Consider the following 25544-nt stretch of genomic DNA (forward strand, 5'->3'; position numbering starts at 1 on the left):
ACCGCGAAAGCAAGCGCCGGGGCCCCGCCGCGATTTGTCGCGAGATGTATCGAAAGTTGTTTGCAGATGGTCCGCAGTGCGTAAGTTTCGTCCCATAAGACAAATGAGGAAGGGGTCAAACATGCGCAAGATTGCAATTACGGTGTCGCTTGCCGCTCTCGTCGTGGCTGGCGTGGGCTTTGCGGCAGCCGGTGGGCTTCGTTCACTTGGCAGCGATTCGATGGTTCTCCTGCCCGCCGGTTCGGGCGGGGTGAGCGCACCGTCCGCGCTTCGCGCCACGCCGGGCGTGGTCGACGCCGCCTATGCCGGCGACGATGTTACGCAGCGGATCAAGGACAGCTACATCTGCGTCTTCGCCCGCGGCGCGGTCGGGCGCGGCTCGGAAGCGAGCGAGGCGGCGCGCGCGGCGAATGCCGGCGGCGGCAAGGTCGACCATGTTTATGGCTTTGCCATTCAGGGCTTCTCGCTCCACATCTCTTCCAACGGCCTTCAGCAGATGAGGGCGCATAATCCCAAGATCGCTTATTGCGAGGCCGACCAGATCGCGACGATCATCGATCCGATCGATGCGCTGGCACGGCCCGGCGGCGGCGGCGGCACGACACAGCCCGCCCAGTCGATCCCGGCGGGGATCACGCGGGTCAATGGCGGGACCACTGCCTCAAACGGCACCGCCTGGGTCATCGACACCGGGATCGACCTCGATCACCCCGATCTCAACGTCGACCTGGCGCGCAGCCAGAACTTCGTCACGCGCGAAACCTCTCCTGACGATCTCAACGGTCACGGCAGCCACGTCTCGGGCACGATCGCGGCCAAGCTGAACACGATTGGCGTGGTCGGAGTCGCCCCAGGATCGACGCTAGTTGCGGTGCGCGTGCTCGACCGGCGTGGCAGCGGCGCCTATTCCGATGTCATCGCGGGCGTGGATTACGTCGCCAAGAACGGCATTGCAGGCGACGTCGCCAACATGAGCCTCGGCGGGCCGGTGTCCCAGGCTCTGGACGATGCGGTTGTCGGCGCGTCATCCAAGGTCAAGTTCGCGCTCGCTGCAGGCAACGAGACCGACAATGCCAACAACCATTCGCCTGCACGCGCGAACGGCCCGAACATCTATACGGTGTCGGCGATCGACAAGACCGATACCTTCGCCAGCTTCTCCAACTACGGCAATCCGCCGGTAGATTATGCGGAACCGGGCGTGTCGATTTTGTCGACGTGGAAGGATGCCGGCTACAACACGATCTCGGGCACCTCGATGGCCACGCCGCACATGGCGGGCGTTCTCCTGCTGGGCGGCGTACGCTCGGGTGGGACGGCCAAGAACGATCCTGACGGCAAGCCCGATACGATTGGCATACACTAGGCTTTCGGGCAGTTTGCGGCACCCGGCTCATTGCGCCGGGTGCCGTCATTGCCTCGGCTCAATTCACCCGGTCGAGGATCGAGCGGGCAAACGCGGTCAGCGTGTCGTCGCGCGCGCCCATGATCACGATCCGGTCGCCCGGCCGGGCAAGCGAGACGATGCGATCGCCGCAGGCCTCGCGCGACGGGATATGTTCGGCATGCCCGCCCGCGCGCCCGATCATCGCGACGACCTCCGCACTGCCCACGCTGCGGTCGACCGTTCCGCCGAAATAGACCGGGTCGCACAGGATCGTGACGTCGTCCGGGCCAAGGCTGTGGGCCAGGACTTCCGCCAGTTCGGCGCCCATCTTGCGCAATGGTCCGAACCCGTGCGGCTGAAAGAATGCGATCACCCGTCCCGCCCGCGCCGAAAGCGTGGCGAGCGTGGCGGCGATCTTCTCGGGGTTGTGGCCGAAATCGTCGATCACCGTGATGCCCGAGGCAGTTGTCCCGATGACGTCGAAACGGCGTGCCAGGCCGGTGAACGTGGCCAATGCCGCAACGGCGTCGGCAACGGCAACGCCGGCAAGGAACGCGCCGGCAATGGCCGCCAGCGCGTTGGCAAGGTTGTGGCGGCCGGGCTGTCCGAGCGAAAGCGCATGCCGCGATCCATCACGCCGGTCGAGCACCGTCGCAGAAATCCCGTCGTCGCGCGCGACGACGGTCGTGCTATCCACGGTGATAGCGGCATCCGGCGACTGCAAGCCGAACATCAGCGTTGAACTCCCGCGGTGGGCGAGCGCGGCAGCCTCCGCATCGTCCGCGTTGACCGCACAGGCGCGCGAAGCGGCAAGGAAATCGCCGAACAGGACGCGCAACTCTTCGATCGTCTTGTGATCGAGGCTGACGTTGTTAAGGACCGCCACCGCCGGGCGGTAGAGCGCGATCGAGCCGTCGCTTTCGTCGACCTCGGAGACGAACGTGCCCCCGTTGCCCACGCGGGCGCTGGCAAACGGGGCGTCGGGGCGCACGAAGTTCTTCATCACCGCCCCGTTCATAATCGTCGGGTCCCGCTCCGTTGCAGTCAGGATCCAGCCCAGCATGCCTGTCACGGTCGACTTGCCGCTGGTGCCCGCCACCGCGATCCCGGTCGGAGCGGCGTTGAACAGGGTGGCGAGCAGTTCCGCCCGGGTCATCCGGGAACAGCCAAGCGCCGTCGCGCGCACGACCTCGGGCACGGTATCCTCCACCGCGGCAGAGGCTACGAGAGTCTGGGTGGGCGAAGTGATGCCTCTCCCGTCCTGCGGGTGGAGCGCGAACCCGAGGCTTTCCAGCCAGGCGAACTTGTCCGCGCTGCGCCCCTGGTCGTGACTGCGATCCGATCCGGCGACCGTGGCTCCAACGCCGCGCAGGATGAGCGCGAGGGGCAGCATGCCCGAGCCGCCGATGCCGCAAAAGAACCAGGGATGCGTGGTGAGGTCGTCGATGGTGGTCATGTCGGTCCGGCAGATGGTCGAAGCGACAAGGCTCTACATCAAGCCGCCGCCCAGTCCACCCACTCGCCACGGTCGGGGCGCGGGGGGACTCACAATCCTGCGGCGAAGTGCTAGTGCCGAGCCATGAAGCGCATCGCCATCTGTGCCCCGTCGACACCGTTCACCCGCGAGGATGCGGCCCGGGTGACCGCGATTGCCGGGGCTGAATACCCCGGTCTCGCGCTCGATTTCCACGAGCAGTGCTTTGCGGAGGAGGGTCATTTCGCGGGTTCGGACGGAGTGCGGATGGCTGCTTTGATCGACTGCGCAAACGATCCGGGAGCCGACGCGGTTTGGTTTGTGCGCGGCGGCTACGGAGCCAACCGGATCGCGGAAGCGTCCATCGCGCAACTGGGGGACGCGGCCCGCGACAAGGTGTTTCTAGGCTACAGCGATGCCGGGACGCTGCTTGCCGGGCTTTATCGCGCGGGCGTCGGTCGGCCGGTGCACGGGCCGATGCCCACCGATATCCGCCGGGCTGGCGGCGAGGCTGCCGTAAGGCGTGCACTGGACTATCTCGCCGGGGGGAGTGCGGGGCTGGAGGGCACCATTTGCGCTCAGCCCGTCGTGGCGTTCAACCTGATGACCCTGGCAATGCTCGTCGGCACTCCGCTGATGCCCGACCTCGCCGGGCATGTGGTGATGGTAGAGGAAGTCGCCGAGCACCTCTATGCCGTCGACCGCCTGCTGTTTCACCTCGTCACGCACCTTGCGCCTGTGGGCGTCGCCGGGCTTCGCCTTGGCCGGGTCAGCGACGTGCCGGAAAACGACCGCGCGTTCGGCTCGGAGCCGGAGGCGATGATGCGCTACTGGTGCGAGCGCAGCGGGATAGCGTATCTTGGCCGTGCCGACATCGGCCACGACGCGGACAATCGAATCGTGCCGTTCGGGCTTGCGGGAAGGGCGCGGGGCCAATAACCCGCGCCGCCGAAGGAGAAGTTCATGAGTGCATTCGTTTTTCCCGGGCAGGGCAGCCAGAAGGTCGGCATGGGTGCCGATCTCGCCGCGGCCAGCGCCGCCGCGCGCGCGGTGTTCGAGGAAGTCGACGATGCGCTGGGCCAGAAACTTTCAGTGCTGATGCGCGAAGGGCCCGAGGAAGAACTGACGCTCACCGCCAATGCCCAGCCAGCGATCATGGCCAATGCCATCGCCGTACTGCGCGTGCTCGAACTGGACGGCCGCATGACCCTTGCGACCAAGGCCGAGGCCGTCGCGGGTCACAGCCTGGGCGAATATACCGCGCTCTGTGCCGCGGGTGCTTTCGGCCTCGCCGATACCGCCCGCCTCCTGCGCTTGCGCGGCGAGGCGATGCAGGCGGCCGTGCCGGTCGGAATAGGCGCAATGTGTGCGCTTCTGGGCGCTGACGTCGAGAAGGCGCAGGCGCTGGCCGACGCCGCCGCCGAAGGGCAAGTCTGCACCGTTGCCAATGACAACGACCCGACCCAGGTCGTGCTTTCCGGGCATCGCGAGGCGATCGAGCGCGCGGTCGCCATGGTCAAGGACTTCGGGATCAAGCGCGGCGTCCTCCTGCCGGTGTCCGCGCCGTTCCACTGCCCGTTGATGGCGCCTGCCGCCGCGGCGATGGCCGAGGCGCTGGATCGCAGCCCGCCGGGCGCGCTTACCGTGCCGCTCTATGCCAATGTCACTGCCGCGGTCGTCACCGATCCGGCCAAGGTGCAAAGCCTGCTGGTCGAGCAGGTCACGGGGCGCGTGCGCTGGCGCGAGAGCGTTCTGGCCATGCATGCGGCGGGGACGGACCGGCTTATCGAGCTGGGTGGGAAGGTCCTGGGGCCGATGATCGGACGGATCGCGCCTGAAGTCACCACGACAAGCGTCGTGACGATGGCCGATATCGAAGCGCTGGCGAAGGAACTGTGAGAATGTTCGATCTTACCGGAATGACCGCGCTGGTGACCGGCGCCAGCGGAGGAATCGGGTCCGCCATCGCCCGTTCGCTGGCGGCACAGGGCGCGCGGCTGGCCCTGTCGGGATCGAACGGCGACAAGTTGCGGGCGTTCCGCGAAGAGATGGACGAGCATAGCCTTCATCTCAAGCATGGCGTCGATCACGTTGCGATCAAATGCAATCTTGCCGATCCGGACGACGTCGAAAAGCTCGTTCCCGCCGCGGTCGACACGCTCGGCAAGATCGACATCCTGGTCAACAACGCTGGCATCACGCGCGACAACCTGGCCATGCGGATGAAGGACGAGGAATGGTCCGACGTCATCCGGATCAACCTCGAGGCCGCGTTCCGCCTCATGCGCGCCGCCGCGCGGCCGATGATGAAGGTTCGTTTCGGCCGGATCGTAACTATCACGAGCGTTGTCGGCGCGACCGGCAACCCCGGCCAGATGAACTATGCCGCGGCAAAGGGCGGCCTGACCGCGATGTCGAAGAGCCTTGCCCAGGAACTCGCCAGTCGCGGGATCACGGTGAACTGCGTCGCTCCCGGCTTCATCCGCACCGCGATGACCGAAGTGCTGCCCGACGCCCAGAAGGACGCGCTGAACGCCCGGATCCCGATGGGCCGGATGGGCGAGGGCGCGGATATCGGCGCCGCGGTCGCCTATCTCGCGTCGCGCGAGGCGGGCTACGTGACGGGGCAGACGCTTCACGTGAACGGCGGCATGGCGATGATGTCGTGATCGCGCGCAGCGCATTTGCCGCGCTGGGCTCTCTGGCGCTGGCGGCAGCGATGCTGCCGCTTCCCGCGCATGCCCAGTCCGAGGATCTGCTCGAATGCAGCTTCCTCAAGGTGACACCGGCGTTCCGCGAGAAGATCGCAATGTCCATGCTGTCGGACGAGACGGTGAACGAGACCGAGTCGATGATGGACACCTTCGCCGACATCGCCTCGCAATGCGCGACCGCGAACAAACTCGATCCCGCCAAGATGGAAAGCTACTTCACCTATTCGCTCGCCCGGCTTCCGCGTGAAACCTACGTCGATAAACTGGGCGAGCAGGGAGTCCCCGCCACCGTCATCGACGACACGCTCGGCTTCGGCGCGGGCCGCGCCAACCCGGTAATAACCGGATCGCTTTCGGAAGCGCAGGTGACTGCGCTGCTGTCGGCGCTCGCGGCCACCGGACTCGACACGGACAAGGTCAGTGACGAGACCTGGGCGATGGTCGGCGCCTATGCCGCCACGACCTCGCTGATGTGGCAATCGCTCGCGAAGCTGCGCTAGGCGCGCAGTTAACGCGATTTATTCACAGCTTCGGGCACCGCCCGTCGCTCTGCCCTTGATGGTCCGGTGCGGCGCGCTAGAGAAGATGGTCCGGACCGGGGTCGCGCGGCGCATTTCCCGCGCCCGTCCGGGCGAACTGCGGCGAGCCGGCCGCCGGGCGGAAACGCCCGCGGCGCGACTGGGGGACATGATACGAGATGAAGGCCACCATCGAACGCGCAACCCTGCTGCGCTGCCTGTCCCACGTCCAGTCGGTGGTCGAGCGGCGGAACACGATTCCGATCCTTTCCAACGTGCTGATCGAGGCTTCGACGGGCGGTGCGGTGAAGCTGATGGCGACCGATCTCGACCTTCAGGTGGTCGAGACCGTCCCCGCGGTGACCGTGGACAGCCCCGGAGCGATCACCGTTTCGGCGCACCTCCTGTTCGACATCGCGCGCAAGCTGCCCGATGGCAGCCAGGTGAGCTTCGAAACCGCCGATAACCGGATGACGGTGAAGGCCGGGCGCAGCCGCTTTCAGCTTCCCACCCTGCCGCGCGACGATTTCCCGGTGATCGTCGAGGGCGACCTGCCCACCAGCTTCGAGATTCCGGCCGCCACGCTGGCCCAGCTCATCGACCGCACCCGTTTCGCGATCTCGACCGAGGAAACGCGCTACTACCTCAACGGCATCTTCCTCCACGTTTCGGACGAGGACCAGCCAACGCTTAAGGCCGCAGCGACGGACGGCCACCGCCTTGCCCGCTTCACGCTGCCCCGGCCCGACGGCGCGGAGGGAATGCCCGACGTGATCGTGCCGCGCAAATGCGTGGCCGAGCTTCGCAAGTTGCTTGAAGAAGCGCTCGACAAGAACGTCGAGATCGATCTTTCGGCCAGCAAGATCCGCTTTACCCTCGGCGGCGAGAACGGCGTCGTCCTGACCAGCAAGCTGATCGACGGAACCTTCCCGGATTACAGCCGGGTCATTCCGACCGGCAACGACAAGCTGCTGCGGCTAGACCCGCGCAGCTTTTTCGAAGGTGTCGACCGCGTCGCGACGATCGCCACTGAAAAGACCCGCGCGGTCAAGATGGCGCTCGACGACGACCGGGTGACGCTTTCGGTGACCAGCCCCGACAACGGCACGGCCGCGGAGGAAATCGCCGCCGACTACAAGTCGAACGGGATCGAGATCGGCTTCAATGCCAATTACCTCAAGGACATCCTGAGCCAGATCGACGGCGACACGGTGGAGCTTCACCTCGCCGATGCCGGCGCGCCCACGCTCATCCGCCAGGATGAGAAGAGCCCGGCGCTCTACGTCCTGATGCCGATGCGCGTCTGATCGAACCGCTGGGGCGTCTTCGCCCGCGGGAGAGCCGCTATTCAGCGGTCGTGGGATCGATCACGTTGCGTACTTCCGACACGCTGTTGGCCGGAAAGCCTGCCTTGTCGGCATGCTCGCGGATCAGGTCGGCGCTCGGCGCGCGGTAGATGCAGTAGATCTTGTCGTCGGTCACATAGCTGTGGACCCACTGGATCTCCGGTCCGAGGTCGCGCAACACCGAGCATGAAGTCTGGCTGGCGCCCTTCAACTCATCCTTCCCGAGCGACCCGGCGCCGGGCATTTCCCGTTCAATCACGAATTGCGGCATGGCTCGCACTCCTGCTGAAAGGCGCGAAGGCTGCGCCCCCCAGCAGGAAGTGTCCAGCCCGATTCCGCGTCAGATATCGACGACGATCTTGCCGAAGTGCTTGTTAGCGGCCTGGTGGCGGAACGCGTCGGCTAGGCCGGTCAGCGGGAAGTGATCGCTGATCACGGGCTTGATGCCGTTGGCCTCGATCCCTGCGATCATGTCCATCTGTTGCATGCGGCTGCCAACGGTAAGGCCTTGCACGCGCAGGTTCTTGCCCATCAGAAGCCCGGTCTGGACGGGACCGGCGAACCCGGCGAGGACCCCGATCAGCGCCACATGACCCCCGACACGCGCGGCCTGCATCGATTGATCGAGCGTGCCGGCCCCGCCGATCTCGACCACCGTATCGACGCCTTGCCCGCCGGTGAGTTCAAGAGCCTTCTTGCCCCACTCCGCTACTTCCTTGTAATTGATCAATTCGTCGGCGCCCAGATCGCGCAGCCGGTCTAGCTTCTCGCCCGATGAACTGGTCGCAATCACTCGCGCGCCGGCCGCCTTGGCGAACTGGAGCGCGAATATCGACACGCCCCCGCTGCCTTGGATCAGGACGGTTGATCCAGGCTTGGTCACCCCGTCGACGAACAGGGCACGCCACGCAGTCAGGCCCGCGCAGGTCAGGGTCGCTGCCTCCGCGGCGCTGTATCCCTTGGGGATGCGGGTGAACCACGATGTGGGCAGGACCACGTCCTCGCGCGCGTAGCCATCGACTCCGTCGCCCGGGACGGTGCGGAAGGCCGAACTCGGCGGTCCGCCGTCGATCCACTCGGGAAAGAACAGCGACAGCGCGGTGTCGCCCACCGCGAAGCCGGTGACACCGTCGCCGACCGCCACAACCTCTCCTGCGCCGTCCGACATCGGGATGCGTCCGTCGGCAGCGGGGATCATCCCGGTCACGACCGCAAAATCGTGGAAGTTGAGCGAGGAGGCGCGGATCCGGACCCGGATTTCGCCGGGTCCGGGCTGGCCGGGATCGGGAAGCTGGGAGTAGGTGAGCGTGTTGAGCGATGCCGGGCTCTTCACCCGGATGGCATTGGTCACGCTCATTCGGCAGCCTCCAGCAGCTCGGCGCGTTGCGGACCGCGAATCAGGCCGCCCGGCGTTGCTCCAGTCCACTCCCCGTCGCGGAACGTGATCTTGCCGCCCTTGATCGTCGCGACATAGCCCTGCGCCTTCTGGAGCAGGCGCTTGCCGCCCGCCGGAAGGTCGAAGGCCAGCCACGGCCGGCCCAGCCGGATCGCGTTCATGTCGATCAGGTTGAGGTCGGCGATGTAGCCGGGCGCCAGCACGCCGCGATCGTCGAGGCCGTACAGCCGCGCGGTATCGTGGCACTGGCGCTTGACCGCATGCTCCAGCGACAGGCGGCCGCCGCGCTTGCGGTCGCGGACCCAATGCTGGAGCATGAAGGTCGGGCTCGCCGCGTCGCAGATCGTCCCGCAATGCGCGCCGCCGTCGGACAGCGAATTCACGCAATCGTCGCGGTTCTGCAGTTCCTCGAGAAAATCGAGGTTGCCGTCCGCGTAGTTGAGGATCGGGAGGTAGATGAACCCCGTGCCGTCGCCCGCGGTCAGCAGGTCATAGGCATATTCCGCCGGGCTGACGCCGCGAGCCGCGGCGCGGGCGGCAATGCTCGCCTCGGGTTGCGGCTCGTAGTCGAAGTCGGGGTCCATCTCGAACTGGTTGGTCCAGACCTCGCCGATCATCATCAGCAGTCCGATGATGTCGGTCTCGGGATAGACGTTGGTTTCCGCCAGAAGCTTTGCCTTGAACGCCGGATCGCGCAACCGGGCGAGCTGTTCGTCCCACGGCAGGTTCTCGATCTCGACCCACGAGGGGCGGAAGCGGAAGGGGTGGACCGTGCCGCGCCACGCCATCACGATGCCGTTGCCCCGCAGCGCGATCTGCGCGACGATATTGGCGCCACTCTCGTTCTGCCGGGTCATTTCGGCGATCTGCTCGTCGAGCGGCATTTCCTTGGCGATGGATTGCAGCGCGGCGTAGGTCACCGGAAGGCCGGTCTCGCGGCTAAGTGCGCCCATCCAGCCGAATTCGTCCCATTGGCGCCTCATGTCGGAGGCCATCTCGAACACGCCGTGGCCCACCCGGCCCATCGCGCGGCCGATGCGAATCAGCTCCTCGGCGGTTGCCGTGGTGCCGGGCACCACCTCGCCGTCGACCGACTTGTGGATCACTGTCCTGCTAGTCGAAAAACCGAGCGCGCCGGCGCGCAAGCCGTCTTCCACGATCGCAGACATGCGGTCCATGTCCTCGTCCGTTGGGACCGCGCCCGGCTTTTCCCGATCACCCAGGACGTAGGCGCGCACCGCGCCGTGGGGGACATGAGTAGCGACGTCGATGCTGCGTGGAAGTTCCTCCAGCGCGTCCATGTATTCGGGGAAAGTCTCCCAGTTCCACTTCATACCTTCGGCCAGTGCCGTGCCGGGAATGTCCTCGACGCCTTCCATCAGGCGGATTAGCCAGTCGTGCCGGTCGGGAGCGGCGGGCGCGAAGCCCACGCCGCAGTTGCCCATGACGACGGTTGTAACGCCGTGCCAGCTCGACGGCGCCATTTCCTGGTCCCAGGTCGCCTGCCCGTCGTAGTGGGTGTGAATGTCCACGAAGCCGGGGGTGACCGTAAGTCCGGCGGCGTCGATCTCCTCGGCTGCATCGCCGCGCACGAAGCCGACCGCGGCGATGAGTCCGTCCTTGACCGCGATATCGCCGGTGAAGGCCGGCGCGCCCGTTCCGTCGACGATGGAACCGTTACGAATGATGAGGTCGTAGGCTGGCATGTCTCTCTCCGCTCTTTTGCCGAAGAGAGTGCCATTGCGGCGCCATCGAGTCGAGTTTAATCGACCGCTTAAATCTCTCCGCGCGCCGCAATCATTGCCGCGACGTCGACGAACTTCTCGCGCGGGGCGTCGTCGCGCGCTGCGCGCGTTTCGGCCTCCTCGATCCGCTTCCAGTCGCGGAACGTCACCACGTCGATGCCGCGCGCCTCGGCGAGCGCGTCGAACCCGGCGCGGCCCTTCTTCCCGCTGCCTTTGCCCCCGACCTGGCCCAGATCCTCGGCGATCCGCTCGACCACCGAATAGCCGTCCGGGCGGTTGGTACCGATCGTTCCCGATGGGCCGCGCCGCGCCCAGCCGACGCAATAGAGGCCGGGGACGATACGCCCCTCGTCGTTCGCGAAGCGGCCCTCGCTCGCCTCGAACGGCACGCCTGGGATAGGCGAGGTCTTGTAGCCGATGCACGAGATCACGAGGCCGCAGGGGATCGTGTAGGTCTCTCCCGTACCGACAGCGCGGCCGTCCTCCAGCCTGGTGCGCTCCACCACGATCGCCTCGACATGCGTGCCGCCGATGATCTCGACCGGCGCGGCGAAGAAATCGAATTCGATCTCCTGTAGCATGTCGGCGCGGCTGCTTTCGGGGATCGCGGCGAAGCTGCGCAGGTGAGTCACCGACTTGCGCTGACCGGGCTCGAGCAGCGCGTCCTCGCCCGGATCGGGCAGGTCGGCGCTGTCGACGCGCGGACTGGCGCGCTTGAGATGGCCCAGCTCGCCGAGCTCCTTGGGAGTCATGGCGATCTGGTGCGGGCCGCGCCGCCCGAGGATGACGATGCGCCGTATGCCTGAGTTTTCAAGGCGGTCGAGGGCGTGGGCGACGATGTCGCTGCCGGCGAACTCGCTGCGCGTCTTGGCAAGAATGCGCGCCACGTCGAGCGCGACGTTGCCGTTTCCGATGATCACCGCGGTTTCGTGCGACAGATCGGGATCAAGCGCGGCAAATTGCGGGTGGCCGTTGTACCAGCCGACGAAGGCGGCGCTGCCGATCACTCCCGGCAGTCCGGCGCCGGGCAGGTCGAGCGTCCGATCATTCGGCGCGCCCGTGGCGAGGACCACCGCATCGTAGAGCGCCTCGAGCTCGGCGATCGAGATTTTCTCGCCCACCATGACGTTGCCGACGAAACGCACGTTGTCGGAAAGCGCGACCTTCTCGTACCGCGAGGCGACTGCCTTGATCGACTGGTGATCGGGCGCGACGCCGGTGCGGATAAGGCCGTAGGGAACGGGAAGGGCATCGAAGATGTCGATCCGCACGTCGTCGCCCCACTGCTTCTGGGCGGCTTCGGCGGTGTAGTAGCCGGCGGGGCCGGAACCGATAACTGCAATGTGGCGCATCAGGCTGCGGCCCTTTCGGTCGATGCAGGCGCGTCGAGAAAACCGCGCAACGAGGAGATGGTCTGTTCGCGGTGGCTGATCATGAATAGATGCCCGCCGCCCGCGAAAATCTCGAGCCGGCTGTTGGGGATCAGCGCTTCGAGCAGCCTGCCGTTGGCGAGGGGGACGATCGCGTCCTCGTCGCCCATCATGATCAGCGTTTCCTTCGTCATGAAGGGCAGCGCCGGTGCGCTCGTCCAGCCGAGCATGGCGATGAGCTGGTAGAGATAGCCGCGCTTGGTCGGCGGGGTGATCCGGCCGATATGGCCGTCCTTGCCACCCGCCGCACCGCCGTAGAGCGTGCGGAAGTGCTTTTCCATGAACGCCGCGTCCACGTAGCGCCGGGGGTCCGCCATCTTCGACAGGGCCGAAAGCTTGCCCGGCACCATCAGCATTCCCGGGCTGGTCGCGGCGAGCACGAGCCGGCGCACGCGCCCCGGATGCTGAAGCGCGAAGTGCTGCGCCATCGCGCCCCCCCAGCTTACCCCCATCATGTCGACCCGGCCGATTCCGAGCTTGTCGAGCAAGGCCTTGGTCGTGAACGCCATCGTGACCGGCGTGTAGGGCATCACCGGGGCGGGGGAGCCGCCCACGCCGGGCATGTCGAACATGATGAACGGGCGCTCGGTCAGCGCTTCCGCCAGCGGGGCGACCGCCTCGATGTTCGCGCCGATCCCGTTGAAGAAGAGGAGCGGCAGGTGATCCGACGGCTTGTCGAAATGCCACCGCGCCACGCGCAGTGTCCTTCCGCCGATGGTCTCCATTGTGATTTCGGCGGTCATGTTAGTTTTCAAGCGCGCGTTTCCTCTCAGCACTTGTCGAGCACGTAAAGCCCAGGCGCGGGATCGCTCGGCGGATGCTTGCTGCTCCCCAGCTTCGCGGGCGCTGGCACCATCTTGCCCGAACGCTTCTGCACCCATTCCATCCAGAACGGCCACCAGCTTCCGGCAACTTCCTCGGCGCCCTTCATCCACTGCTCGACATCGGCGGGCGGGTGGCCGGGTTTGACCGCACGAAAATACTTGGCCTTGGGATTGCCCGGAGGGTTGAGGATCGCCTGCATGTGGCCGGACTGGCTGAGGACGAAGGTTACGTCCTTCGCTCCAAAGAGCTGGGTCGACCGATAGCAAGCCCGCCACGGGGTGATGTGATCGGTCACCCCGCCGAGGATGAAGACGTCGCTTTTCACTTTGGACAGGTCGATCGCGTGCCCAGCCATCTCGACTTCGCCCTTTCGGGTGAAGGCCAGCGTTTCGAAGAGGGTGAGGAAGTCGCCCATCAGCGCCGCCGACAGGTTGGTCGCGTCGGCATTCCAGAACAGCACGTCGAACGCGGGCGGATCCTCGCCCATCAGGTAATTGTTGATGACGTAGTTCCAGATCAGGTCGTTCGGCCTCAGCCACGCAAATCCGCGGGCGAGGCTGTTGCCTTCGATCACGCCCTTCTTCGCGGCGCGCTTGCGGGCCAGCGCCATGCCGTGCTTCGAGATGAGCGCGCCTGCCTCGATGTCGTTCTGCTGCGGGTGGAGCACGCAGACCATCAGCGTGATCGCGCCCAGGCGGTCGTCGCCCGCAGCGGTCATCGCGCTCGCGAGCAGGGCGGTCGTCTGCCCGCCCGAGCACCCGCCCGAGACGTTGACCTTCTTCGCGCCAGTGATTTCGCAGATCACGTCGATCGCGGTGCGGCACGCGCCGATATAATCGGCCATGTCCCACACGCCTTCGGCCTTGGTCGGGTTTTTCCAGCTTATGACAAAGGTTTGGATGCCGTTATCGACCTGCCACTTGACCACCGACTTCTCGGGCGAAAGGTCGTTGATGTACATCTTGTTGATCTGCGGCGGGATCGTGAGCTGCGGGATCTCATGCACCTGCGCGGTCGTCGGCTGGTACTGGATCAGTTCCATCATCGCGTTGCGATAGACCACGGCCCCCGGGGAAGTAGCGACGTTCTTGCCCAGCTTGAACGGCTTCTTGTCCACCTGGCTGACCATGCCGTTGTTGTGGACCATGTCGTCGTAGGCGTTCTTCAGCCCCTTGATGAGCGAGAGGCCGCCGCTGTCGATCAGGCGTTTCTGCGCCATCGGGTTGCCCGCCAGCGTGTTCGTCGGGCTGAGCGAATCTATGACGATGTTGGTGATGAAATTGGCGCGATCTCGCTCGAGGTCGTCGAGTTCGAGTTCGTCGAGCCAGCTGCGAATGCCCTTCTGCACCGCGAGGTAATATTGCGCCCCGGCGCGGTAGAACGGATTGTAGCGCCAGGCCGGGTCCATGAAGCGCTTGTCGCGCGCATCGGGCGCGAGTTCGGATTTGCCCGAGAAGATCCTGACCACTTCCTCGCCGAAGTTGCGCGCGTGGCGCATCGTTCGCGCCGGATCACCCGCGGTTTCGCGCAGCAGCAGGGCGATGGCGCCGACGAAATCCTCGCGCGCGAGACCGACCAGCGGACCTAGGGCATTGGTCGATTGCGCGGCCTCGTTTTCCAGCGAAACGCCTTGCTTGGCCATGTCCTCGCCCCCGCTAATCCTTATCGATGGCGAGCATGCCGTGCCGGGCGAGGCAATTCAAGCCGCGAGGCCAACCTTCTCCTCATCGAGAAAAGCACGCAATTCGTTCACGAATTTCTCGCGCTGGCTGAGCATGAACAAGTGCCCCCCGCCGCTGAACGTCTTTAGTCGGCTGCCGCGGATAAGGCCGTGGAGGAACTGGGCGTTGATCGGCGGGACGACCTGGTCCTGTGCCCCGGCCATGATCAGCGTCGGCACGTCCAGCAGGGGCAGCATCGGCACGCTGGTCCAGCCCATCACCGCGCCGAGCTGATAGAGCCAGCCGACGGGCGAGGGCGGGGTAACCGCATTCAGCGAGACCGCGGGCCCGGTTCCACCGCCGTTGAACATCATCGCCAGGTTGCGCTCGAGCGTGCGGGGCAGGGTATATTCGCGCGGATCGAGCAAGCGCTTCACGGTTCGCAGGTCGCCCGGCGCCATCGTCATTCCGGCGCTGGTCGCAGCGAGCACGAGGCGGTTGATCCGCGAGCGGTGCTGAAGCGCAAACTGCTGGGCGATCCCGCCGCCCCAGCTGATGCCGAGCACGTCGACCTCGCCAAACCCCAACCGGTCGAGGAGCGCATTGGCGGTCATCGCCATCGTTACCGGAGTATAAGGCACGACGGGATCGGGAGACTTGCCGATCCCCGGCATGTCGAAGAGCACGACCGGGCGCTCCGCCAGGTCCTGGGCGATCGGGGCCATCAGTTCGAGGTTGATGCCGATTCCGTTGAACATAAGCAGGGGGACGGCGCCGCTTTCGGCAAGTTCCGGCCGCCACTCGGCAACCCTCAGACGGCGTCCCATGACGACCTTCATTGACAGGCGGGGTTCGGTATCGGCCATTGAGTCACCCCTAGCAGGCTTTTGCTGCAATGCAACATAGAGCCCTATGCGTATGGGCTATCCCCCATTTACGGCCCCGCGCGGTGGTTACCGGATGGCAAGGATTTAAAAGTACGTAGGAATTTGGCGCGGCCATCGCGCGCATGGCGCCGGCTGTCGGCGGCAAGGAAAGGATACGATGCGCGGCACGAGCGTCCCCCCGCAGTCGACGGAGCCCGCAGGATCGCGCCTGTCGGGAATCTTCGGCCGTCGTCCGGGGTCTGCGGGCGCCAGCGTTGCCGCGTCCGACGAGATGCGCCACGCGATCGAGCTGCTCCGCGACTTCGAGGATTCACGCCAGGGCTTCTTCTGGTCGACCGATCCTTCGGGCAATCTCACCTACCTTTCGCCGGCGATCATCGAACGAACCGGGCGACCGCGCGACGAAGTGCTTGGCCAACGCCTTAGCTCGCTGGTCCGCAAGGACAGCACCGCGACCTCCACCGGTGACCGAGCGGAGCGCACGCTGCCCTTCCTTCTGGGCGCCCGTAACCAGTTCGCCGACCTCCCGGTTCGCGCCGCATTGCCGGGCGACGAATGCTGGTGGGCGCTGTCGGGCCGGCCCTACAGCGACGAAGCGGGCACGTTCATCGGCTATCGTGGCAATGGCGTCGACATCACCGAAAGCCGGCGCGACCAGCACGCCGCGTCGCGCCTGGCGATGTACGATTCGCTCACCGGCCTCGCCAACCGGCACCACATGGCCCAGCGCCTCAACACCACGCTTACCGCCTACACTGCGGCCAAGCGTAGCTGCGCGGTCCTGCTGATCGACCTCGACCGCTTCAAGCAGGTCAACGACACGCTCGGCCACCCCGCGGGCGACGAACTGCTGAAGCAGGTTGCCCAGCGGATCAAGGGCGTCTGCGACGCCCACTCGTGCGAGATCGGCCGGCTGGGAGGCGACGAATTCCAGATCATGCTGCCCGACCTCGACGACCGCGGGCGGTTGGGCGAAATCGCCAACCAGATCATCTCGATCGTCTCGCAGCCTTATTCGATCGAAGGCAGCCGCTGCGTCATCGGGGCGTCGGTCGGCATTGCCATCGCGCCCTATGACGGGATCAATTCGGAGGAACTGATCCGCAGCGCCGACCTCGCGCTCTATGCCGCCAAGGGCGGCGGTCGCGGCCAGTACCGGTTCTATTCGGGAGACCTGCATTCCATCGCTGAAGAGCGGCGCGCGCTGGAGAACGACTTGCGCGACGCTCTGCAGCGCGGCGAGATCAGCCTTGCCTACCAGCCGGTCGTGGCCGCAGCCACCAACCAGGTCGAAGGCTTCGAGGCGTTGATGCGTTGGGATCACCCTGACCGGGGCGCCATTTCGCCCGCCTTGTTCATCCCCATCGCCGAGGAAACCGGCATCATCGGCGCGCTGGGCGAATGGGCGCTGCGCCAGGCCTGCGCCGATGCGGCCGAGTGGCCCGAGACGATCCGCGTCGCGGTCAACGTCTCGCCCGTCCAGTTTGCCAACGTGGGACTGCCCGCCGTAGTGAGCTCGGCATTGGCCTCCAGCGGGCTTTCACCCGACCGGCTCGAACTGGAAATCACAGAGGGCGTGTTCCTGAGCGAGAGCACCAGCACCGACGAGATGTTCAGCGCGCTGAAGAACGTGGGGGTGCGGCTGGCGCTCGACGATTTCGGCACCGGCTATTCGTCGCTCGGCTATCTGAAGAAGGCGCCCTTCGACAAGATCAAGATCGACCAGAGCTTCATCCGCGGGGTGACTCTGCCGGGCAGCCGCAACGGCGCGATCATCACCGCCATCGTCAGCCTGGCCGAAGCGCTCGACATGGACACTACCGCCGAAGGTATCGAGGCGCTGGACGAGCTCGACCTCGTGCGCGAACGCCGCGTCAGCCACATCCAGGGCTTCATCTACAGTCAGGCCATGCCGCAGCAGGTGGTGCTCGAACGTTTCGCGGCGGGCGAGCTGACCATCGAGCCCTCGGGCCCGTCGCGCCAGCGCCCTTCGCGCCGCACGATGTTCCGCAAAATCGGGGTGATCCATGAGGACCATCGCTACGAGGTGACCATGCGCAACCTCTCGGAAACGGGTGCGATGATCACCGGGCTGCTAGACGTCCCGCTCGATACCCAGTTTGTCGTCGATTTCGGCGAGGGCCAGCTCGCCGTCGCGCGGGTGCGGCGCAGCCACGGGCCGACGCAGGGCCTGGAATTCGAACTGCCGCTAATCAGCGACGGCGCCGACGGGCTGTGCACGCGGCACCGCCTTTCGCCTTACGTCATGGCCGCCGCCGGCATGCCGCTCGCCGCGCTGCCGCCGGGGAATTACACCCAGATGGGGCTGCCCGATCCGGGCCGCGCTTTCTCCCTGCCCCGGTTCGCCCAGGCGACCGACCAGCGAAAGCGCGGCAAGGCGGCGTGAGATAGCGTGCCCGCCGGTTGCGGTAGCTGCTGACAGCGGCGGGCGGCACGGCTAAGGGCGCGGGATGACCGACCTCGCGCTGATCCGCAATTTTTCCATCATTGCCCATATCGACCACGGCAAGTCGACGCTTGCCGACCGCCTGATCCAGGAAACCGGCGGCCTGTCCGCGCGCGAGATGAGCGCGCAGGTGCTCGACAACATGGACATCGAGCGCGAGCGCGGGATCACCATCAAGGCGCAGACCGTGCGGCTCGACTACACCGCGAAGGACGGGAAGACCTACGAGCTGAACCTGATGGACACGCCCGGCCACGTCGACTTCGCCTACGAAGTCAGCCGCAGCCTGGCCGCGTGCGAAGGCGCGCTGCTGGTGGTCGACGCGGCTCAGGGGGTCGAGGCCCAGACTCTGGCGAACGTCTACCAGTCGATCGAGCACGACCACGAGATCGTGCCCGTGATCAACAAGATCGACCTTCCGGCGGCCGAGCCGGAAAAAGTCCGGGCCGAGATCGAGGAGATTATCGGGATCGACGCGAGCCAGGCGGTGCTGACCAGCGCCAAGTCCGGCATCGGCATTGCCGAAGTGCTCGAGGCGGTCGTGACCCGCATTCCCCCGCCGGGCGGCGACCGCGATGCGCCGCTCAAGGCGATGCTGGTCGATTCGTGGTACGATCCCTACCTCGGCGTGGTCATTCTCGTCCGCGTGATCGACGGCGTGATCAAGAAGGGCCTGCAGGTCAAGTTCATGGCCGGCGGGACCGAGCACCTTATCGACCGGGTGGGCTGCATGCGCCCCAAGATCGAGCAGCTTGCCGAACTGGGTCCCGGCGAGATCGGGTTCATCACCGCGCAGATCAAGGAAGTGGCGCAGGCCCGCGTGGGCGACACCATCACCACGGTGAAGGGCGGCGCGACCCAGGCGCTGCCGGGCTTCAAGGAAGTCCAGCCGGTCGTGTTCTGCGGCCTGTTCCCGGTCGATGCCGCCGACTTCGAGAAGCTGCGCGAAAGCATCGCCAAGCTGCGCCTCAACGACGCGTCGTTCAGTTTCGAGATGGAGACCAGCGCCGCGCTCGGATTCGGCTTCCGCTGCGGCTTCCTGGGGCTACTCCACCTCGAGATCATCCAGGAGCGGCTGACCCGCGAATACGATCTCGACCTCATCACCACCGCGCCCTCGGTCGTCTATCGCCTGACGATGACCGACCGTTCGGTGCTCGAGCTCCACAATCCGTCCGACATGCCCGACCCCGCGCGAATTGCGGAAATGGAGGAGCCGTGGATCAAGGCGACGATCTATACGCCCGACGAATACCTCGGCTCGATCCTCAAGCTGTGCCAGGACCGGCGCGGAATCCAGACTGGGCTGACCTACGTCGGCGGGCGGGCGCAGGTTTCGTACGAGCTGCCGCTCAATGAAGTGGTGTTCGACTTCTACGACCGGCTCAAGTCGATCAGCCGCGGTTACGCCAGCTTCGATTACGAGCAGATCGGCCTGCGCGTCGGCGACCTCGTAAAGATGAACATCCTCGTCAACAACGAGCCGGTCGATGCATTGTCGATGATCGTCCACCGCAGCCAGGCGGATGCGCGCGGCCGCCACCTGGTGGAGCGCCTGAAGGAGCTCATTCCCCGGCACATGTTCAAGATCCCGATCCAGGCCGCGATCGGGGCCAAGGTGATCGCGCGCGAAACGCTGAGCGCATTGCGCAAGGATGTGACCGCCAAGTGCTATGGCGGCGACATCAGCCGCAAGAAAAAGCTCCTCGAAAAGCAGAAAGAGGGCAAGAAGCGGATGCGCGAATACGGTAACGTGCAAATCCCGCAGGAGGCCTTTATTGCCGCTCTGCGGATGGGCGAGGAATAGGTCCCGCCGGAGATGTAATGGACGCGCAGACCGTCACGCAGCCGTCACAAATGCCCTCCAATGTCGCTGGACGGCGGGGTGGAGGGAACGTGACGGCATTTCAGGACGGCTCACCGCCCGCCGAGCCTTCACAGTTCGGACCCGCTCGCTTCTTCAACCGCGAACTGAGCTGGATCGCGTTCAACCATCGGGTGCTGGATGAGGCGTGCAACGACCGCCACCCCTTGCTCGAACGGCTTCGTTTCCTCGCCATCTCGGCCGCCAACCTCGATGAATTCATCGTCGTTCGCGTCGCGGGACTGAAGGGACAGGTCCGCCGCGGGATCGACGAGCTTTCCAACGACGGCTGCACGCCGGCGCAGCAGCTCGTCGCGATCGACGCCGCCATTGCCCGGCTTCGCGTACGCCAGCAGCGGGTGCTCCTTGCGCTGAGGCGACCGCTGGCCGCAGCCGGCATCGCGCTTACCACCACGCGGCTGACCCGCAGCGACCTCGCCTGGCTCGAAACCTACTTCCGCGAACAGATCTTTCCGGTGATCACGCCCCAGGCGCTCGATCCGGCGCACCCGTTCCCGTTCATCGCCAACCAGGGCATGGGCCTGCTGTTCCGGCTCGAACGGGAAGAGGGGGCCGCGTCGGTGATCGAGATGATTCTCGTCCCGGCCACGCTTCCCCGCCTGATCAGGTTGCCTGGCGCCGAAGCGCGCTACGTCTCGCTGGAGGAGACGATCCGACGCTTTGCCCCGCTGATCTTCCCCGGCTTCGCGGTCAGGGGTAGCGGGCTGTTCCGTCTGCTGCGCGACAGCGACATCGAGATCGAGGAAGATGCCGAGGATCTCGTGCGGCACTATCGCACGGCGATACAGCGGCGTCGCCGCGGCAAGGTGATCTGGCTCGAGATCGAGGCGCGCTGCGATCCCGCGCTGGAAGAGCTGCTGCTTCGGTCCATCGGAACGCGCGAGGCCACCGTCGCAAGGGTCAGAGGCCTGCTCGACCTGTCGGCGTTCGGGCCGGTAATCGACGTTCAGGACCGACCCGACCTCCATTTTCCGCCCCATTCGCCCCGCTATCCCGAGCGGATCGCCGAGCATGATGGCGATTGCTTTGCCGCGATCCGCGAGAAGGATTTCATCGTCCAGCACCCGTACGAGACTTTCGAGGTGGTGCTCGACTTTCTCAAGCAGGCCGGCGCCGACCCCGATGTCGTGGCGATCAAGCAGACGCTCTATCGCGCTGGCAAGCAGCCGGCGGTGATCGATGCGCTGATCGCGGCGGCCGAGGCCGGAAAGGCGGTAACCGCGGTCGTCGAACTGCGCGCCCGCTTCGACGAGGAGCAGAACCTGCTGTGGGCCGCGCAGCTCGAACGTGCCGGCGTGCAGGTGATCTACGGCTTCGTCGACTACAAGACCCACGCCAAGATGAGCCTGGTGATCCGGCGCGAGGGCAACGGGTTTGCGACCTATTGTCACTTTGGTACCGGGAATTACCACCCGGTCACGGCGCGCATCTATACCGATCTCAGCTACTTCACCGCCGATCCCGAGTTGGCGAACGACGCGGCGCAGGTGTTCAATTTCATCACCGGCTACGTAACGCCGCATACGAGTCCGTCGCTCGCAGTCTCGCCGGTCAACCTGCGCGAGCGCCTGACGGGGCTGATCGACAGCGAGATTGCCAGCGCCGAGGCGGGACGACCCTCGGGCATCTGGGCAAAGCTCAACTCGCTTACCGACAGCAGGCTGATCGACCGGCTCTATGCCGCGAGCAACGCGGGTGTGCCGATCGATTTGGTGGTGCGCGGCATTTGCGCCTTGAGGCCCGGGGTTGCGGGGCTGTCGGAGAACATCCGGGTCAAGTCGATCGTCGGCCGCTTCCTCGAGCACAGCCGCATCTGGGCCTTCGGCAACGGGGAGGCGCTGCCCAGCGCCAGCGCGGCCGTGTTCATCTCGTCCGCCGACGGCATGACCCGCAATCTCGACCGGCGGGTCGAATGCCTCGTGCGGATCAAGAATCCTACGGTCCACAGCCAGGTCCTCGACCAGGTGCTCGTTGCCAACCTGCTCGACACCGAACAGAGTTGGCGGCTCGCGTCGGATGGCAGTTACACCCGCTTTGCGCTGGACGGGCGGACGTTCAACCTGCACCGCTACTTCATGACGAATCCTTCCCTCTCGGGTCGCGGGACGGCCTTGCACGGTGTCGGCGACGTTCCCTCGCTGGCGGAACGCCTGGGTCCGAGTTCGCCCGCGAAGTGAGCGCGCTGCAATTCACGGGTAGCACCGCATCGGTCGACGAGCACCGCTGCGGGGTGATCGACATTGGCTCGAACTCGGTCCGGCTGGTGGTTTACCGTGCCGATGACCGCGTGCCGTGGCCGCTGATCGACGAGAAGATCCAGGCCCGCCTCGGCAAGGCCCTCCAGGCCGACGGTCGCCTGCCGGACAAGGCGATGGACGTGACGTTGCGCGCCCTGGCGCGATTCGCACGCCTTGCCGCCGCCAGCGGGGTGAGTGAGTTGTTCGTCGTCGCCACCGCGGCAGTCCGCGATGCTTCCAACGGACCCGAATTCCTGGACAGGGTGCGCGCCCTCGGCCTTTCGCCGGTCCTGCTTTCGGGCACGGAGGAGGCCGCGACAGCCGCGCGGGGCGTCCTGTGCGCCTTTCCCGACGCCGAGGGGATCGTAGCGGACCTTGGCGGGGGCAGCCTCGAACTTGTCGAACTCGTCCAGGGCGAGCCGGGCAAGGGCACGACCCTTCCCCTCGGGACGCTGCGCCTTGCGGCGATGCGCGCCGGCGGCCAGCCGAATGCGCTGCGCCAGATGGGCAAGCTGATCGAGCGCGCGAAAATACCGCGCAGCGGCGAGGGGCGGCCGCTCTACATTGCCGGCGGGTCGTGGCGCGCGCTGGCCCAGGTCGCGATCCACGACGCCAAATGGCCGGTGCGCAGCCCGCACGGGTACGTGATCAACCCGGCGGAGGTGCCTCACCTCGTCAACGTCCTCGCCCACACACAGGCGCGCAACCTGCAAAAGGTCCCTGGGCTCAACACGGCACGTATCGGAAGCCTGGGCGATGCGGCATTGCTGCTCGCAGCACTGGTTCGCAGGATCAGGCCGAGCGCGGTCGTCGTCTCGACCTTCGGCCTGCGCGAAGGGCTGATCCACGCCACGCATTCGCGGGAGGTCCGGCGTGAGGATCCCTTGCTCGCCGATCTCGCCGCGCGCGCACGCAGCCGGTCGGGCTGGTCGACCGGCCCGTTGATGGCGCAGTGGTGCTCGGGGCCGCTGCCTCCGCCAGAGCCCGGTGAGGAGCGCCTGCGGATCGCGGCCTGCTGGCTCGCCCACGGCGCGCGGGTGCCGGATCGCGCCCGGCGGCGTGCGCACGTTCTGGGTCTGGCGCTGGACGAGAAGTACGTGGGGATCGACGCGGCGGGCAGGGCTTGGCTCGCGGCGGCGCTGCTCGCCCACGTGGGAGAGCGCGACGTGCCGGCAGGCCTGACGCGGCTGACTTCGGCCGCCGCCATCGAGCAGGCCGCGACTTTCGGTGCGATCATGCGCTTTGCCGAAAAGTTCTCCGCCGGGCTCGCCGCCCCGCTCGAGGACACCGCGCTCGTGAGCGCGGATGGACGGCTGGTGCTCGACGTTTCGCGCGCGCCTGCGCTGTTCAACGAAGTCGTGGAGCCCGCGTGGAGGAACCTCGGCGCAAAGCTTCAGCGCGAACTGGAAGTGGCGGGCTTGAAAGAAAAATCAGGGCGCGACTAGAACCGGGTGAACCGAACGCCGCTTCACGCGTTTGCGAACGATCCGCCACGAAACCGGATAATCCCGAAGGACCATGACTTGACCGAGACTCAAAGCGCTGAACAGGCCGAACAAGCGCGCCTGGCGGTACTGCGGGATTACGGGATCGAGGGACTTCGCGGCGATCCGCGGCTGACCGGGATCACCGACCTCGCCGCGGCGCTGTGCGATGCGCCGGTCAGCCTTGTCAGCCTTGTGGAGGACGACCGCCAGTGGTTCGCCGCGACCACCGGATCCACGTTGACGCAGACCCCGCGTGACGTTTCGTTCTGCGCCCATGCGCTCAATTCGCCCGAAGTGATGGAAGTCCCAGACGCGCGTGCCGACCCCCGGTTTGCCGACAATGCGCTGGTCACGGGCGAGCCGCACATCCGGTTCTACGCCGGCGCGCCGCTGCGGGACGAGGGCGGCTCCGTCCTGGGCACGCTGTGCGTGATCGACGGCAAGCCACGTACGGGGCTTGCCCCGGCGCAGCGCAAGGGGTTGCAGACGCTCGCCGATGCGGTGATGACACTGCTCGCCGCCCGCAAGGCCGAGCGCGAGGGGCAGGCGGCACGGGCGCACCTGGCCATCGACCGCGACCGGCAGGAGCAGGCCTTCCGCGTGCTGGCCGACACGATGCCGCAGATGGTCTGGTCGACGCAGCCCGACGGCTATCACGACTACTACAACGCGCGGTGGTACGAGTTCACTGGCCTGGAAGAAGGATCGACGGACGGCGACGGCTGGAACGACGTGTTCCATCCCGACGACCAGGAGCGCGCATGGACCGTCTGGCGCCAGAGCCTTGAAACTGGCGATCCCTATGAGATCGAGTACCGCCTGCGTGCCGCCGACGGATCGTATCGGTGGGTTCTCGGGCGCGCGCTGCCGACCCGCGATGGCGAAGGCCGGATCGTCCGCTGGTTCGGGACGTGCACCGACATCCAGGATCACAAGGCGGCGATGGAGCAGCGCGAAATCATTTCGCATGAGCTGAGTCACCGCATCAAGAACATCTTCTCGGTCATCGGCGGTCTGATCGGCCTGTCATCGCGGCGCTATCCCGAGATTCAGGGCCTTGCCGAAGACTTGCGCGGACGGGTCATGGCGCTTGGCCGGGCGCACGACTTCGTTCGCCCGCACAGCGAGAACTCGCGCCCGGCCAGAAGCCAGACGAGCTTGCAGGGGATGCTGGAGGACCTGCTTTCCGCCTATCAGGACACGCGCGGCGAGCGGGTCCGGATCGTCGGGGACGATGCCGAGATCGACGACCAGTCAGCAACCCCCCTGGCGCTCCTGTTCCACGAGCTGGCGACTAACGCAGCCAAATACGGCGCGCTGTCGGTCCCTTCCGGCCGGGTCGAGGTGGGTTTGAAAGAGAATGACGGCGCCATCGCCATCGACTGGCGCGAGATCGATGCGCCAGAGCGTGCCGGAGATCTCAAGGAAGGCTTCGGAAGCCAGCTGATCGAAATGGCTGTCCGCCGCCAGCTTGGCGGAACATACAAGCGCGACTGGACCCGCGAGGGCCTGCATTTCGCGGCGCGCGTCCCCGCCACCGCGATGCGGCGCTCCTAGAAAAGCGGCACGAATTTTAGTGCTTGAAGAAGGTGATGCCGCTGGCGTTTGTCGCTGCAGCAGCCCCGCCGATGGCCAAGCTGGCGGCAGCGAGGATCGAATCGTCGCTGAAAGGCTTGCGGATGTAACCGATCGCGGTTGACGCGCGGGGATCGATCTGCGCGGGGTTGGCGGTCACGTAGATGACCTTGGTGCCATAGCGCGAGGCGAGGTCGCAGGCGATGCCCGGCCCGGTCGGCCCATCGCGCAGGTTGATGTCAACGAAGGCGATTTGCGGGGCTTCGTCCACGGCCATGGCCTCGGCCCGGTCGGCGGCGATCGCCTGCACCTGATACCCAGCGTCCGCGAGAATCCGCTCGATATCCATCGCCACGAAAATCTCGTCTTCGACAATGAGGATGGTGTGCTTGGACATTGGCTCGCTCTGAAGGTTTAAGTCGAAATGCCGCAGGACCCCGGCAGTTCCCGACTTTTGGCCGGTTAATTGCATTTTATGCTGCAACGCAACATGGAAAGTTGGGCCGATTT

Annotated in this window: 20 protein-coding genes; 11 read left to right on the forward strand and 9 right to left on the reverse strand. The window is 66.0% G+C overall.

Annotated elements, in window-relative coordinates; translation table 11 throughout:
* Positions 1-121: 121 nt before the first annotated feature.
* The gene (locus ACFO0A_RS08445) at positions 122-1366 is read left to right on the forward strand and encodes a S8 family serine peptidase (protein WP_379538566.1); all 1245 of its coding nucleotides are present in this window, start codon (positions 122-124) and stop codon (positions 1364-1366) included.
* 58 nt (positions 1367-1424) lie between these two features.
* On the opposite strand, the gene ACFO0A_RS08450 is transcribed toward ACFO0A_RS08445, so the two are convergent.
* Positions 1425-2843 (reverse strand): glutamate ligase domain-containing protein, encoded by a 1419-nt coding sequence (locus ACFO0A_RS08450; RefSeq protein ID WP_379538567.1) that lies wholly within the window; start codon positions 2841-2843, stop codon positions 1425-1427.
* 123 nt (positions 2844-2966) lie between these two features.
* Here ACFO0A_RS08450 and ACFO0A_RS08455 point away from each other — a divergent pair, with 123 nt between their 5' ends.
* From ACFO0A_RS08455 to dnaN, 5 genes are all read left to right on the forward strand, one after another.
* Positions 2967-3800 carry an LD-carboxypeptidase gene (locus ACFO0A_RS08455; protein WP_379538568.1) on the forward strand — a complete coding sequence of 278 codons (834 nt, stop codon included), beginning with the start codon at positions 2967-2969 and terminating at the stop codon, positions 3798-3800.
* 24 nt (positions 3801-3824) lie between these two features.
* A complete protein-coding gene (fabD, locus tag ACFO0A_RS08460; protein ID WP_379538569.1) occupies positions 3825-4760 on the forward strand; it encodes an ACP S-malonyltransferase in 936 nt (311 codons plus the stop codon).
* Positions 4761-4762: 2 nt separating this feature from the next.
* Positions 4763-5530, forward strand: a complete 768-nt coding sequence (gene fabG / locus ACFO0A_RS08465) for a 3-oxoacyl-[acyl-carrier-protein] reductase (RefSeq protein WP_379538570.1) — start codon at positions 4763-4765, stop codon at positions 5528-5530.
* Positions 5527-6075 (forward strand): hypothetical protein, encoded by a 549-nt coding sequence (locus ACFO0A_RS08470; RefSeq protein ID WP_379538571.1) that lies wholly within the window; start codon positions 5527-5529, stop codon positions 6073-6075. Before fabG ends, ACFO0A_RS08470 begins: the two co-directional genes overlap by 4 nt.
* A 197-nt stretch (positions 6076-6272) precedes the next feature.
* On the forward strand, positions 6273-7400 hold the full coding sequence (gene dnaN / locus ACFO0A_RS08475) for a DNA polymerase III subunit beta (protein ID WP_379538572.1): 1128 nt from the start codon (positions 6273-6275) through the stop codon (positions 7398-7400).
* Between the two features lie 37 nt (positions 7401-7437).
* Here dnaN and ACFO0A_RS08480 read toward each other — a convergent pair whose 3' ends face one another.
* The 7 genes from ACFO0A_RS08480 to ACFO0A_RS08510 all read right to left on the reverse strand — a co-directional run bounded on the left by ACFO0A_RS08480 (position 7438) and on the right by ACFO0A_RS08510 (position 15362).
* Positions 7438-7710, reverse strand: a complete 273-nt coding sequence (locus ACFO0A_RS08480; RefSeq protein ID WP_379538573.1) for a DUF4242 domain-containing protein — start codon at positions 7708-7710, stop codon at positions 7438-7440.
* 69 nt (positions 7711-7779) lie between these two features.
* Complete coding sequence (locus tag ACFO0A_RS08485; protein ID WP_379538574.1) at positions 7780-8796, reverse strand: zinc-dependent alcohol dehydrogenase family protein; 1017 nt, start codon at positions 8794-8796, stop codon at positions 7780-7782.
* The gene (locus ACFO0A_RS08490) at positions 8793-10541 is read right to left on the reverse strand and encodes an N-acyl-D-amino-acid deacylase family protein (protein WP_379538575.1); all 1749 of its coding nucleotides are present in this window, start codon (positions 10539-10541) and stop codon (positions 8793-8795) included. Before ACFO0A_RS08490 ends, ACFO0A_RS08485 begins: the two co-directional genes overlap by 4 nt.
* Positions 10542-10609: 68 nt before the next feature.
* Complete coding sequence (locus ACFO0A_RS08495) at positions 10610-11932, reverse strand: FAD-dependent oxidoreductase (RefSeq protein ID WP_379538576.1); 1323 nt, start codon at positions 11930-11932, stop codon at positions 10610-10612.
* Positions 11932-12753 carry an alpha/beta fold hydrolase gene (locus tag ACFO0A_RS08500; RefSeq protein ID WP_379538577.1) on the reverse strand — a complete coding sequence of 274 codons (822 nt, stop codon included), beginning with the start codon at positions 12751-12753 and terminating at the stop codon, positions 11932-11934. Before ACFO0A_RS08500 ends, ACFO0A_RS08495 begins: the two co-directional genes overlap by 1 nt.
* Before the next feature lie 26 nt (positions 12754-12779).
* Entirely contained in the window at positions 12780-14477 is a 1698-nt protein-coding gene (locus ACFO0A_RS08505; protein WP_379538578.1) for a PHA/PHB synthase family protein, read from the reverse strand.
* A gap of 57 nt (positions 14478-14534) precedes the next feature.
* Positions 14535-15362, reverse strand: coding sequence for an alpha/beta fold hydrolase (locus ACFO0A_RS08510; RefSeq protein ID WP_379538579.1), 828 nt, complete (start codon positions 15360-15362; stop codon positions 14535-14537).
* A gap of 178 nt (positions 15363-15540) precedes the next feature.
* Between ACFO0A_RS08510 and ACFO0A_RS08515 the strand changes: the two genes are divergently transcribed.
* The 5 genes from ACFO0A_RS08515 (at position 15541) to ACFO0A_RS08535 (ending at position 25016) form a co-directional block, all read left to right on the forward strand.
* Complete coding sequence (locus ACFO0A_RS08515) at positions 15541-17790, forward strand: putative bifunctional diguanylate cyclase/phosphodiesterase (RefSeq protein ID WP_379538580.1); 2250 nt, start codon at positions 15541-15543, stop codon at positions 17788-17790.
* Between the two features lie 64 nt (positions 17791-17854).
* Positions 17855-19657 carry a translation elongation factor 4 gene (gene lepA, locus ACFO0A_RS08520; protein ID WP_379538581.1) on the forward strand — a complete coding sequence of 601 codons (1803 nt, stop codon included), beginning with the start codon at positions 17855-17857 and terminating at the stop codon, positions 19655-19657.
* Positions 19658-19746: 89 nt separating this feature from the next.
* Positions 19747-21912 (forward strand): RNA degradosome polyphosphate kinase, encoded by a 2166-nt coding sequence (locus ACFO0A_RS08525; protein WP_379538582.1) that lies wholly within the window; start codon positions 19747-19749, stop codon positions 21910-21912.
* Positions 21909-23417, forward strand: coding sequence for a Ppx/GppA phosphatase family protein (locus ACFO0A_RS08530; protein ID WP_379538583.1), 1509 nt, complete (start codon positions 21909-21911; stop codon positions 23415-23417). The genes ACFO0A_RS08525 and ACFO0A_RS08530 overlap by 4 nt, the downstream gene beginning before the upstream one ends.
* 78 nt (positions 23418-23495) lie before the next feature.
* A complete protein-coding gene (locus ACFO0A_RS08535; RefSeq protein ID WP_379538584.1) occupies positions 23496-25016 on the forward strand; it encodes a sensor histidine kinase in 1521 nt (506 codons plus the stop codon).
* A gap of 16 nt (positions 25017-25032) precedes the next feature.
* Here the strand turns inward: ACFO0A_RS08535 and ACFO0A_RS08540 are convergent, their stop codons facing one another.
* Positions 25033-25431 (reverse strand): response regulator, encoded by a 399-nt coding sequence (locus ACFO0A_RS08540; RefSeq protein ID WP_379538585.1) that lies wholly within the window; start codon positions 25429-25431, stop codon positions 25033-25035.
* Positions 25432-25544 lie beyond the last annotated feature (113 nt).

It is taken from the genome of Novosphingobium tardum, from assembly GCF_042652045.1.
In the GTDB taxonomy this organism is placed as follows: Bacteria; Pseudomonadota; Alphaproteobacteria; order Sphingomonadales; family Sphingomonadaceae; genus Novosphingobium; species Novosphingobium tardum.